We start from the raw sequence: 11,904 nt of genomic DNA, 5'->3' as shown, positions 1-11,904 counted from the left end.
GAATTGCCGGTATTGGTAATGCTGGGGATGGATTCTGCGGTGCGGCGCGTGTGATCCCGTCGAGGGTGCGCGTGATCCCGTCAAGAAAGAGATCCATTTCCCCTAAATGGGGCAGAAAGGCCGAGTGTCTTGACGTACCGGCCTTGAGTGAAGGGGCAGTTGGCCGCCGCTTGTCCACAGGGGTGGAAGGTGGGTGGGGGTTATCCACAGGCTGTGAGCAAGGTCTGTGGACATGGAGGAGATCATTCCGAAAAGGGGGTCAGGTGCCATGGATTCACGATTCAAACCCCGATCGCGCACTCGTTCGGGTGGGAATTGCTCGCCCTAAAGAGTTGATCAAGGGAATTCCGCTGACAAGAGGTGACCCGTCGCCCTGTGGGCCGGTCCAGACGGACTGGGCGGATTTGTCGACCATGTCGCCTTGCGGTGTCGACTTGTCCCCAGGTCGAACCCCGGGCCTGTGGATAACTTTCCCCATCGGGTCATCGGGTGATCGCATCGGCTGCGGGGGCCGGCGTTCCGCAGGCGTACGCGCAGCAGCGCGCCGCCTGCGGGGAGAGATCAGGCCCGGCCGTCCTGGTTGCGCAGCAGCCAGTCGGATGCCTCGGTGAACTCCGCGTCCGAGGTGCCCGCGCGGAGCGGACGGACATCCTCCGGGCTCACTCCGGCCCGGGGATAGGAGCCGAGGAACCGCACGTTCGGGCAGATCCGCTTCAGCCCCATCAGCGCCTCCCCGACCCGCCGGTCGGAGATGTGTCCCTCGGCGTCCACCGCGAAGCAGTAGTTGCCGATGCCCGCGCCCGTCGGCCGGGACTGGATCAGCATCAGGTTCACCCCGCGCACCGCGAACTCCTGGAGCAGTTCGAGCAGGGCGCCCGGGTGGTCGTCCCCGAGCCAGATCACGACCGACGTCTTGTCCGCGCCCGTGGGCGCCGAGGGGCGCGCCGGGCGGCCCACCAGGACGAAGCGGGTCTGCGCGTTCTCCGCGTCATGGATCTCGGTCACCAGCGGTTCCAGGCCGTACGTCGCCGCCGCGAACTCACCCGCGAAGGCGGCGTCGTACCGCCCCTCCTGCACCAGCCGCGCCCCGTCCGCGTTGGACGCGGCCGACTCCCAGACGGCCTGGGGGAGATGGGCCGCCAGCCAGTTGCGCACCTGCGGCTGCGCGGCCGGGTGCGCGGTGACCGTCTTGATGTCCGACAGCTTGGTCCCCGGCCGCACCAGCAGCGCGAACGTGATGGACAGCAGCACCTCGCGGTAGATCATCAGCGGTTCCCCGCTGGTGAGCTGGTCGAGGGTGGTGGTGATGCCGCCCTCGACGGAGTTCTCGATCGGTACGAGGGCGGCGGCGGCCGTGCCGTTGCGCACCGCGTCCAGGGCCGCCGGCACGGACACCATCGGGACGAGCTCGCGGGTGGCGGCCTCCGGGAGCGTACGGAGGGCGACCTCGGTGAAGGTGCCTTCGGGGCCGAGATAGACGTAGCGCGTGGCGGACATACCGTCACCCTAATGCGCGCCGGTACCTCCGGGATCCGGAACGCCGCACGCCCGCGCCGCTCAGGACTCCAGGAGCCGCTGCCCCACGTACTCCCCCTCCGCCGCGCCGCCCGGCACCGCGAAGAGACCGCTCGCCTCATGGCGGAGGAAGGGCGACAGCGCGTCGCCCCGGTCGAGTTTCCGCTGCACGGTGACGAATCCGCGCAGCGGATCCGCCTGCCAGCAGATGAACAGCAGCCCCGCGTCCGGGGTGCCGTCCGTGGCCACCCCGTCGTGGTACGAGAACGGTCGGCGCAGCATGGCCGCGCCGCTGTTGCGCTCCGGCGAGGAGATCCGGGCGTGCGCGTTGTCCGGGATCAGGAGCTTCCCGTCGGGGCCCGTCCGGTCCAGGTCCATCGGGGTGGTCTCGGTGCCTCCGCTGAGCGGTGCGCCGTCCGACTTGCGCCGTCCGATGATCCGCTCCTGCCGTTCCACCGACAGCTTCTCCCAGTCGTCGAGCAGCATCCTGATGCGGCGGACCACCGCGTAGGAGCCGCCCGCCAGCCAGGCGTACCGGGTGTCGGCGGTCTGTGCGGGGACGAAGATCCGCCGGTCGAAGTCGCTGTCGGAGGGCTTCGGGTTGCCGGTGCCGTCGATCTGGCCCATGAGGTTGCGCGCGGTCATGGGGGTGGCGGTGGCACCGGGGGTGCGGTTGAAGCCGTTCATCTGCCAGCGCACGGTGGCCGTCGAACCGGCCTCCTTCTGCACGGCGCGCAGCGCGTGGAAGGCGACGAGCGCGTCATCGGCACCGATCTGCACCCAGAGGTCGCCGTTCGAGCGGGCGCTGTCGAGGTGGTCGGAGGAGAAGGGCGGCAGCGGGTCGAGTCCCGGCGGACGGCGGTCCGTCAGGCCCGTGCGTTCGAAGAAGGTGGCGCCGAAGCCGAAGGTGACGGTCAGCGAGGAGGGCCCGGCGTCCAGCGCGATCCCCGTGTCGTGGCCGGTGCCGTCGGCCGCCGCCCCCGTGGCAGGTTCGCCCGCCATCAGCCGCTGGGCGGTCGCCGACCAGCGGCGCATCAGCGCGGCGGCCTCCTTGCGCCCGGCTCCGGGGGCCAGATCGAAGGCGATGAGATGGCCCCGGGCCTGAAGTGGGGTGGTGATCCCCGGTTGATGTTTCCCGTGAAACATCACCTCGGTGGAGCCGACGGAGGTGAGGGCGGTCGGCTCCTCGTCCTGGGTCAGGGCGTGCCCGGTGGCGCCGCCGGCCGCCCCGAGGACGAGCCCGGCCGCGCCTGCCGCCCCGGCGGTGCCGAGCAGCCGACGCCGGGAGAGCGCGCCGGTCGTCTCGCCGGCGCCGTTCGACGCGGGGGTGCCGCTGTCCGTGCCGCGCGGCCCGCCGGTGCGGGTCTTTCCGTTCTGTGGGTTCACGGTGGTGCTCAGCCGATCTTCACGTTCTTGTCGACCGTGACCTGGTCGATCTCCGAGGTGCGGACGGTGACCGAGACGTTCCAGTCGCCCGCCATGGGGAGCTGGACGCCGCTGGAGGTCCAGTGGCCCTCGGCCAGTCGGACGGGGGCGGCCGGGAGCGGGCCGATGTCCTTGGACGTCAGGGTGAAGGCCAGTTTCACCTCGGGGACGTCCATGGCCTTCTTGTCGGTGTCCTCGATCCAGAGGTGGACCGAGTTGGTGCCGGTGCGTCCGGGGTCCACTTCCAGGCGGACGGTGCCCTTGCCGTTCCGGCCGCCCGTGTCGAAGGGCAGGGAGAGGGCGACCGGCTCGCTCGCGGCGGGGGCGCTGGCGGCCGGCGCCGAGGCACGGGCCTCCTCCTCGGTGCGGCCGGGCTCGGTCGAGGTCAGGACGGTGGTCACCGCCAACAGGGCCACGGCCACACCGACCTCCGCCAGGACCGAGCGCCGCAGCCCGGACCGGTCCGGGTCGGCGTCGCGTATCCGCTTCTTCTCGGCGGTCGCCACGGCGGCCTGCTGCCGGGCGAGCTGAGCGGCCCGCGCGGGGTCGTCGGAGGCGGACGCGGCGGGATCCTCGGGGACCGATGCGCCTTCCGTGACGGCGGCCGGGCCCTGCCCGGACGGCGCGTCCGCCCGCGCGCCGGAATCGGCCGCGGTGCCCGGGTCCGCCTGCGACGCGTCCGGGTGGGCCTGCGCCGGGGTCTCCGCGTCCGCCGCGGTCTCCGTACGCACGTCAGGACCGGAATCCGCCCCCGTGATCAGCCGCCCGGTCCACCGGCGGGAGATCCAGGCGACGCCGACCAGGACGGCGACGAGCCCGACCTTGACCATCAGCAGTTGCCCGTACCCCGTGCCGGTCAGCGCGGACCAGGAGCCGACCTGGCGCCAGGACTGGTAGATCCCGGTGGCGGTGAGCACGAGCACGCTGCCGAACGCGATGCCGGAGAAGCGCCGTACGGCGGAGGCCGGCAGGTCCGGGGCGCGGTACAGCGCGACCAGCAGGGCCGTGAGTCCGCCCAGCCAGGCGGCGACGGCGAGCAGGTGCAGCACGTCGACGGGCATGGCGATGCCCGGCTGGAGACCGGCCGAGGCGTGTTCGGCGAGCGCCCAGGTGCCCGCGATGCCGGCGGCGACGACCGTGCCGCCGATGGCGAGCCCGAAGGTGAGGTCCTTCTTCTCGCGTGCGTCCTCGCGCTTGGCGTACGCGCCGAACAGCACCGCGACGAACAGCGCGCTCGCGCCGAGCAGCAGCAGCCGCGAGACGAGCGCCGCGCCGGGCTTGGTGTCGAGGACGGCCTTCAGTCCGTCGAGGTCGAAGGCGTCGCCGAGCTTTCCGGAGCCGGTGTACGGGTTGCGCAGCATCAGCATCACGAGGGTGGCCGCGGTGAGGGTCAGCCAGCCGCGCACGACGAGGCGCTGGAGTGGTCGCGAACCGGCCCCGCGCTGCCAGCACGCCAGGACGAACGCGGCGCCGCCCGCGAGCAGGATGAACCCGGCGTAGGCGGCGTAGCGGGCGATGCCGTAGAGCGTGCCGACGAGGCCGCCGCCGGCCTCGGTGTCCGGAAGGGCGACGGTGGTCTCGGAGGGGGCTCCGATGGAGAAGGTGAAGGCGCCGGAGACCGGGTGGCTGTCGGCGGAGACCGCCTGCCAGGCCACGGTGTACGTGCCGTCGGGGAGCCCGGCGTGCAGCGCGACGCCGTACGTCACGGTGGAGCCGGCCGACAGGTCGCGCGGGGCGGCCTCGGTGTCGGCCCGCTTGCCGTCGGGGTCCAGGATCCTGATGGAGTCCTTGCCCATGGCGACCTGCTCGGAGAAGGTCAGCGTGATCTCTTTGGGCGCGGTGGCGACCACGGCCCCGTCCTGCGGGTCGCTTCCGGTCAGGGCGGCGTGCGCCGACGCGGGGCCCGCGAAGGCCAGCAGCAGTGCGAACACGGCGCCGGCCAGGGCGGCGACGAGCCCGGTGAGGGCGAGCGGCCGGTGCCGCGGCGGCGTGGACGGCCCGAAGGGCGGGGCGGTGGCTGTCATGGTCGTCGGTCCCTCACTGCTTCTTCGGGTTGTGGGTGGTCTCCTTCACGGGAAGGTCGACCTTGAGGGGGCCGGCCTTCTCGAAGTGCAGTTCCACGGGCACGGTGTCGCCCTGCTTGGGCTGTTCCTTGAGCTTGGCGAACATGATGTGGTTCCCGCCGCGTTCGAGGTCGAGTTCCCCGCCCGCGGGCACGTCGAAGGACGTCACCATCCGCATGACCTGGTTCTTCGTCTCGTGGATGGTCACGTCGTCCGAGAGCGGGCTGGTCACGGAGGTGAGCCGGTCGGCCGCGCCGCCGCTGTTGCGGACGACGAGGAAGCCGGCCGCCATGTCGCTGACGGGCTGGGGCATGAACGCGCCGGTGACCTTCAGGTCCGGCGTGCCGTCCGTGGCCGAACACCCCGCCATGGTCAGGCCGGTGGAGAGGGCCAGGACCCCGGCGAGGACGGTACGGCGGGTCACGGGTTCTCCCCCACGACGAGCTTGGGGAGGTCCTTGGTGTAGTCGTCGGGCGTGGTGTCCTCGCTGTAGAGGACGTATCCCTTGTCGGTCTTCGGGGAGAACGCGATGACCTGCGAACCGTGCATCGAGACGACGGTGCCGTCCTTCTCCTTCTTCGGCGCGTCGATGCCGATGCCGATCTGCCGGGCGCCCGCCTGGATGGTGGGGAAGTCGCCGGTCAGGCCGATGAAGGACGGGTCCTGGGCCTTGAGCCAGGTGCCCAGCGATGTCGGGGTGTCCCGCTCCGGGTCGGTGGTGACGAAGACGACCTGGAGCTTGTCCTGGTCGGCCTGGGGCAGCGACTTCTTGGCGATCGCGATGTTGCTCATGATGAGCGGGCAGACGTCGGGGCAGTTGGTGTAGCCGAAGTAGATGAGCGTCGGCTTGCCCTTGGTCCGCTCGCGCAGGTCGTACGTCTTGCCGTGGGTGTCGGTGAGGACGAGGTTCGGCTTGGTGAACGGCTGGTCGAGCACCGTCGCGGCCTTCGTCTTCGCCTCCACCGAGACATCGGCGACCGGCTTCTTGCTCTCGTCGTCGCTGCCGCCGCAGGCGGACAGGGTGAGGGCCGCCACGGCGACGAGCGCCGCGGCGAACACAGACTTCTTAACCATGGAGCACTGTTTCCTGGTGGGTCGGTGGTACGGGGGTGGGGCACGGGGCCCGTCCGGTCCAACGGGCCGGACGGGCCCCGCGAGTGATCAGGCGCTGCGGCGACGGCCGGCCAGGACGCCGAAGGCGACGCCCGCGACACCGATGACGATGCCGACGATGCCGAGCACCCGGGCCGTGGTGTCGCTGGAGGAGCCCGACGACGCGGTGGTCTGCTCGCTCTTGGCGTCCTTGGCCGAGGTGTCCGCGTGGGAGCCGGACGCGGCGGTGGCGCCCTTCGCCTCGTCGGCGGGCGCGCTCAGCCGAAGGACCGGCGCGGGGCTCTCCGGCTCCTCGCCGTCGGCCTTCGGGGCCTCGATCCAGCGCACGACCTCCTTGTTGTCGTACGTCTGGATCGCCTTGAACACCAGCTGGTCGACGTCCTCCGGCAGCGGGCCGACGGAGAGCGGGAACTGCTGGAAGCGGCCCGCGCCGATCTTGCCGTCGGCGGACGCGGTCCAGGTGACCTTGGAGACGGCCTCGTTGATCGTCTTGCCGTGCATCTCCAGCGGCTTGGCGAGCTTGCTCTTGGTGACGTCGATCTTCCAGCCCGGCACGGGCTGCGGCATCACGGAGGCCAGCGGGTGGTCGGTCGGGAAGTTGACCTCGACCTTGACCGTCGAGGCGTCGTCGCGCTCGTTGGGGACCTTGAAGTTGATGACGGCGTAACCGCCCTTGGCGGCCTCGCCCTGCGGCTGGACGCCGACGTGGGCCGAGGCCGTACCGGCGAGCAGCAGCACGGTGGTCGCGGCGACGCCGCCGGAGAGGGCGATGCGGGAGAGCTTCATGGCAGGGATCACTCCACTGAGGCACGTAGGAAGGGTGCGCCGGCGCGCGGGTGCGCGCCGGTATCGCGACACCTCTTCCGCACGAGCGGTGCTACGGGCCGGGCCGTCCGGCACCGGAGGTGCGGGCGGGGCGCGTGCGTCGTGGGGCGGGTGTCGCGTCAGGCGGCGAGGGCGAACGCCGTGGGCGGCCCGCGCCTGATCACCAGATGCTGGAGCGGATCCCCGGCCGCCGGGGGCGGGGCGTCCGTGGCGGTACGGGGGGTGCGCGGCCCGGTCGTCGGGCAGCCGGGCAGGCCGGCGCGGAGCGCCGACACCAGGAAGAGCGCGGCGCGCAGGGCGCGCAGCCGGGCCCCGGCCGCCATCTGCTGGGCGCCCTGGGCGGAGAGCCGGGCCAGCCGGAAGAGGGCGATCTCGCCCCGCCGCAGCAGCCAGCCGGTGGCCAGCGCGGCCAGCAGATGGCCGAGCAGCATGGGCAGGCTCGGCAGGATTCCGGCGAGGCCGGCCACGGTGGAACCGGCTGCGGAGCCGCCGGCGCCCGCCGTGTGCTGGTGGGCCTGGGCGGCCACCGACAGCGGGTCGACGCCCGCGGTGGTGACGATGCGGCGGGCGTCGGCGGCGGTCAGCTGCGCGGGCCCGGCTCCGCAGACGATGCTCGCCGCGAGCCGGATCAGCGGGTCCTCACCGGACGCGGTGCGGGGCGACGCGGTGTGCGTCCCCAGTCCGAACAGCGTGTGGAGGGCGATCTGTCCGCCCGCCAGGGCCGTGGCGATGGACGGCAGCGCGCGTTCCCGTCCGGCGAGGGGGACGGCCACCGCGAGGATCCCGAGGAACCCGGCGAGCAGCGTCCACCACGGGACGAGCGCACAGGCGGCCAGCGCATGTCCGGCGGCGGACAACGCGACGCAGACCGCGGCGAACACCGCGGCCCTCAGCAGCCGCATACCGGCTCCGGCGCGTCCCACACGACTAGACATGGCCGGGCCATCATCGCACCCGGCCCCCCGCCTCCGGAGGGCAGGTCCGGAAGGTCGCCTTCCGCCCGAAAGGGTGCGGGCCGGACCGTTCGGACCGCATACGGACGGGGCAGAAGAGGTTCCGTGGGCCGGGAATGCACACGTGTGGCATGTCCGGGTATCCGCCGAATGAGCGGTCTCACACCCCGCCCGTGCTTATCAACGGCACGGCGCGGCAATACGTATCGGTATGTCGAGCCGCAGCCAGGAGGCTGGAGCATGAGCATCTGGTGGTCACTCCATTTGCGGCGCGAGGCCGCGAGCGTCCCGCTCGCCCGCCGGTTCCTGCTCGGCACGATGGAGTCGGCGGGCGTGGACCCGGACGTCTCCTTCGATCTGTCGCTCGCCCTGAGCGAGGCCTGCGCCAACGCCGTCGAGCACGGCGGGGCCCGCCGGGACGCGGACGGCGGCGAGGACGGCCGGGACGGCTGGGAGGAACCTTCCGCCACCGCCTGCGGGCAGTACCGGGTCACCGCCTATCTGGACGGCGAGATGTGCCGGATCGAGGTCGCGGACTCCGGACCGGGTTTTCCCGCCCGGCGCGCGCGGGCGCGCGGCGCCGGCTCCCGGGGCGCCGGTACGTGCGGGGCGCAGTGCGCCGACCACGCCTCGCTCACCGCCGAGGACGGCCGGGGGCTCTGTCTCATCGAGCAGCTCGCCGACCACGTCCACTTCGGCAACCGGCCGGGGCACGGCGGCGCCGTGGTCAGCTTCGACAAGGTCCTGAAATGGCGGGAGGGCGCCCTGCTCATGGTGTCCTGAGCGGGGCGCCCTCCGGCGCGGTGACGTCAGCCCTTGAGCGCGGCCATCCACGCCTCGACCTCGTCGGCCTGCCGCGGCAGCTGGTCCGAGAGGTTCCGGTTGCCGTCCTCGGTGACGAGGATGTCGTCCTCGATCCGGACGCCGATGCCGCGGTACTCCTCGGGGACGGTCAGGTCGTCGGCCTGGAAGTAGAGACCGGGCTCGACCGTCAGGCACATGCCCGGCTCCAGCGTCCCGTTGACGTACGACTCGGTGCGCGCGGCGGCGCAGTCGTGGACGTCCATGCCCAGCATGTGACCGGTGCCGTGCAACGTCCAGCGGCGCTGGAGGCCCAGCTCCAGGACCTTCTCCACGGTCAGATCGCCCAGCAGGCCCCACGCGACGAGCTTCTCGGTGAGCACGCGCTGCGCGGCGTCGTGGAAGTCGCGGTAGTCGGCGCCCGGCTTCACCGCGGCGATCCCGGCCTCCTGCGCCTCGTACACCGCGTCGTAGATCTTGCGCTGGAGCGGCGTGAACGTGCCGTTGATCGGCAGGGTCCGGGTGACGTCGGCGGTGTAGAGGTCGTTGGTCTCCACACCGGCGTCCAGCAGCAGCAGCTCGCCCGCCCGCACCGCGCCGTCGTTGCGCACCCAGTGCAGGGTGGTGGCGTGCGGTCCGGCGGCGCAGATCGAGCCGTAGCCGATGTCGTTGCCCTCGATGCGGGCGCGCAGGAAGAACGTGCCCTCGATGTAGCGCTCGCTGGTCGCCTCGGCCTTGTCGAGGACCTTGACGACGTCCTCGAAGCCGCGCGCGGTGCTCGCGCAGGCCTTCTCCAGCTCGGCGATCTCGAAAGCGTCCTTGACCAGGCGGGCCTCGGAGAGGAAGACCCGCAGCTCCTCGTCGCGCTCGGCGGTGACCTTGTCCGTCAGCGCGGACTCGATGACGGCGTCGTGGCCCCGGACGACGCGGACCGGGCCGGTGGCCTCGGTGAGCGCGGCGGGCAGTTCGCGGACGTCCTTCGCGGGGATGCCCAGCAGCTGCTCGGCCTCGGCGAGGGAGTGCCGGCGGCCGACCCACAGCTCGCCCTGGCCGTCGAGCCAGAACTCGCCGTTCTCCCGGTTCGAGCGGGGCAGCAGATAGACGGTCGCCTCGTGGCCGTCGCCCGTCGGCTCCAGGACGAGGACGCCGTCCTGCGTCTGGTCGCCGGTGAGGTACGCGTACTCGGTCGAGGCGCGGAAGGCGTACTCCGTGTCGTTGGACCGGGTCTTCAGCCGGCCGGCCGGGACGACCAGCCGCTCGCCGGGGAAGCGGGCCGACAGGGCGGCGCGGCGGTCGGCGGTGTGACCGGCCTGGGCGATCGGCTCCAGGCCGTGCAGCTCGGTGTCGGCCCAGCCGGACTTCATGCTCGCGGCGAGCTCGTCGGAGACGCCCGGGTACAGGCCGTTCTTCCGCTGCTTGACCGGTTCGGTCTCTTCGGATTCCGGGTTCTCCGGGTTCTCCGGGATGAGCTCCTCAGACACGACTCTGTCTCTCCTTGATACGACGCTGGACCCCCTCCATCGTACGGGCGTACGGAAGGGGGCCCAGGGCCGGAAGACCTCTTACACGCGGAGGCGGCGGCGGGCCCGGGGGCGGGTGGGGCGTCAGTCGAAACGGGCGGCGAGCAGGACCACGTCCTCGGTCTCGTCGCCCCGGTCGATCCCGTCGGGCAGCACGGCGCGCACCACGTGGTCCGCGACCGACGCGGCGTCGTGGCGCAGCGCCCTCGGAACGCTCGCCGCCGCCGAGTGCAGCCGGGCGAAGGCCCGGTCGGTCGAGCCGCCGCTGCGGCGCAGCAGCCCGTCGGTGTACAGCAGCACGGTCTCGCCGGGGGCCGGGGTGATCTCCACGCTCGGCGCCTCCCAGCAGGACAGCATGCCCAGCGGGGCGGAGAGCGTGGTCTCGACGAACTCGGTGCGCCGCTCACCGACGATCAGCGGCGGGGTGTGCCCGGCCCCGGCCAGCAGGATCTTGCGGCGGGTGGGCTCGCAGTAGGCGAAGAGCGCGGTGGCGGAGCGGGCCGGTTCGGTCAGCCGCATCAGCAGTTCGAGGTCGGACAGGACGGCGACCGGGTCCTCGCCCTCCATCACCGCGTACGCCCGCAGGCCGGCGCGCAGCCGGCCCATGGCGGCCAGGGCGCTGGGACCGGAGCCGCCGGCGGATCCGACGGCCAGACCGAGCGCCCCCTCCGGCAGGGCCAGCGCGTCGTACCAGTCGCTGCCGCTCTGCGCCGCCGCGTGATGGCGTACGGCCAACTGGACGCCCGGCACCCGGGGCAGCCGGCTGGGCAGCAGTTCCTCGGTGACGGTGGCGACGTCGGCCCTGGCCCGTTCCAGCTCCAGCAGCCGGGCAAGGTGCTCGGAGGCGTAACCGGCGTAGAGGCCGACGAGGTGGCGCTGGCGCTCCAGCGGTTCGGCCGGCTCGTCGTAGAGCCAGACGGCGGCGGCGAGGGCGCCGGTCCGTTCGGTGGTGAGCGGCTGGGTGTAGCTGGCGGCGTAGCCGAGCCGGGAGGCGACCTCGCGTCTGAGGGGGTCCAGGGAGGGGTCGCCGAGCAGATCGGGGGCGGCGGACGCGGTGTCGGCGTCCGGCAGGCCGTCGAGGATCCGGCCGTACGAGGTGGCGGCGCGCGGCACCGTCTCGATCTGGCCGAGCTCGGCGTGGGCCAGTCCGAGACCGACGGTGGAGACGGGACCCCGGCGGTCGGACGGCTCGAAGGCGATCAGTCCGCGCCGGGCGCCGACGAGGGCGGCCCCGGCTTCGAGCGTTTCGCGCAGGGCGCTGTCGAGGGTGCTGGTTCTGGCCAGCCGCTCGGTGAGTTCGTGGAGGGTGGTGAGGTCGGAGACCCAGCCCGCCAGGCGGTCCTGGATGAAGGCGCCGGGGGCGGCGGGCACTTCTGACAGCGGCCCGGCAGTGTGCGTCGAAACCGGAACTGTGGGATCGATTCCAGCCACTTTCGGCAGGTGTGGGGCGCTCATGGTCGCCGGCTTTCCGACTGGTGTGATTCGTCGAATAGCATCGCAAACCCCCATGTCATTCTGCGCCGCTATCAATGCATCCACATGTACACGTACAAGTAAGGCGATGTCCAGCATTGTCCCTGCGGGATTGCTGGTGTCCACGTGGCAAGTAAGTTGGCCAAAAAATGCACCCCGCGACAGGTATTTGCGGTCGACTGACTCTGCTCGACGGGGGTTGCCCGTGGGGTGAAG

At 72.1% G+C, this 11,904-nt stretch carries 10 protein-coding genes; 1 reads left to right on the top strand and 9 read right to left on the bottom strand.

Annotated features, from left to right (window positions below; genetic code table 11):
- Positions 1-561 precede the first annotated feature (561 nt).
- From pheA to ACWCXC_RS02275, 7 genes are all read right to left on the bottom strand, one after another.
- Positions 562-1,497 (bottom strand): prephenate dehydratase, encoded by a 936-nt coding sequence (gene pheA, locus ACWCXC_RS02305; protein ID WP_450682473.1) that lies wholly within the window; start codon positions 1,495-1,497, stop codon positions 562-564.
- A gap of 60 nt (positions 1,498-1,557) precedes the next feature.
- Complete coding sequence (gene efeB, locus ACWCXC_RS02300) at positions 1,558-2,790, bottom strand: iron uptake transporter deferrochelatase/peroxidase subunit (RefSeq protein ID WP_450682522.1); 1,233 nt, start codon at positions 2,788-2,790, stop codon at positions 1,558-1,560.
- A gap of 119 nt (positions 2,791-2,909) precedes the next feature.
- Entirely contained in the window at positions 2,910-4,964 is a 2,055-nt protein-coding gene (locus ACWCXC_RS02295; protein WP_450886082.1) for a copper resistance protein CopC, read from the bottom strand.
- Between the two features lie 13 nt (positions 4,965-4,977).
- On the bottom strand, positions 4,978-5,427 hold the full coding sequence (locus ACWCXC_RS02290) for a copper chaperone PCu(A)C (protein WP_450682471.1): 450 nt from the start codon (positions 5,425-5,427) through the stop codon (positions 4,978-4,980).
- Positions 5,424-6,077 carry an SCO family protein gene (locus tag ACWCXC_RS02285; RefSeq protein WP_450682470.1) on the bottom strand — a complete coding sequence of 218 codons (654 nt, stop codon included), beginning with the start codon at positions 6,075-6,077 and terminating at the stop codon, positions 5,424-5,426. Before ACWCXC_RS02285 ends, ACWCXC_RS02290 begins: the two co-directional genes overlap by 4 nt.
- Positions 6,078-6,164: 87 nt before the next feature.
- Complete coding sequence (locus ACWCXC_RS02280; protein ID WP_450682469.1) at positions 6,165-6,902, bottom strand: YcnI family copper-binding membrane protein; 738 nt, start codon at positions 6,900-6,902, stop codon at positions 6,165-6,167.
- A 158-nt stretch (positions 6,903-7,060) separates the two neighbouring features.
- The gene (locus tag ACWCXC_RS02275) at positions 7,061-7,876 is read right to left on the bottom strand and encodes a hypothetical protein (RefSeq protein WP_450682468.1); all 816 of its coding nucleotides are present in this window, start codon (positions 7,874-7,876) and stop codon (positions 7,061-7,063) included.
- Between the two features lie 258 nt (positions 7,877-8,134).
- Here ACWCXC_RS02275 and ACWCXC_RS02270 point away from each other — a divergent pair, with 258 nt between their 5' ends.
- Positions 8,135-8,677: an ATP-binding protein gene (locus ACWCXC_RS02270; protein ID WP_450886078.1), complete on the top strand. Its 543-nt coding sequence runs from the start codon at positions 8,135-8,137 to the stop codon at positions 8,675-8,677.
- A 26-nt stretch (positions 8,678-8,703) separates the two neighbouring features.
- Here ACWCXC_RS02270 and ACWCXC_RS02265 read toward each other — a convergent pair whose 3' ends face one another.
- Positions 8,704-10,176 (bottom strand): aminopeptidase P family protein, encoded by a 1,473-nt coding sequence (locus ACWCXC_RS02265; RefSeq protein ID WP_450682466.1) that lies wholly within the window; start codon positions 10,174-10,176, stop codon positions 8,704-8,706.
- Between the two features lie 123 nt (positions 10,177-10,299).
- Positions 10,300-11,670 carry a PP2C family protein-serine/threonine phosphatase gene (locus tag ACWCXC_RS02260; protein ID WP_450886076.1) on the bottom strand — a complete coding sequence of 457 codons (1,371 nt, stop codon included), beginning with the start codon at positions 11,668-11,670 and terminating at the stop codon, positions 10,300-10,302.
- Between the last annotated feature and the right edge of the window lie 234 nt (positions 11,671-11,904).

This window comes from Streptomyces sp. NPDC001515 (genome assembly GCF_053597115.1).
Note: the sequence above shows the minus strand (reverse complement) of the source record. Positions and strands in the feature narration are given on the sequence as shown.

Excerpts from the sequence above, each read along its gene's own strand:
- pheA (WP_450682473.1), bottom strand. The coding sequence starts at position 1,497 with ATGTCCGCCACGCGCTACGTCTATCTCGGCCCCGAAGGCACCTTCACC.
- ACWCXC_RS02260 (WP_450886076.1), bottom strand. The coding sequence starts at position 11,670 with ATGAGCGCCCCACACCTGCCGAAAGTGGCTGGAATCGATCCCACAGTT.
- ACWCXC_RS02275 (WP_450682468.1), bottom strand. The coding sequence starts at position 7,876 with ATGTCTAGTCGTGTGGGACGCGCCGGAGCCGGTATGCGGCTGCTGAGG.
- ACWCXC_RS02285 (WP_450682470.1), bottom strand. The coding sequence starts at position 6,077 with ATGGTTAAGAAGTCTGTGTTCGCCGCGGCGCTCGTCGCCGTGGCGGCC.
- ACWCXC_RS02280 (WP_450682469.1), bottom strand. The coding sequence starts at position 6,902 with ATGAAGCTCTCCCGCATCGCCCTCTCCGGCGGCGTCGCCGCGACCACC.
- ACWCXC_RS02270 (WP_450886078.1), top strand. The coding sequence starts at position 8,135 with ATGAGCATCTGGTGGTCACTCCATTTGCGGCGCGAGGCCGCGAGCGTC.
- ACWCXC_RS02295 (WP_450886082.1), bottom strand. The coding sequence starts at position 4,964 with ATGACAGCCACCGCCCCGCCCTTCGGGCCGTCCACGCCGCCGCGGCAC.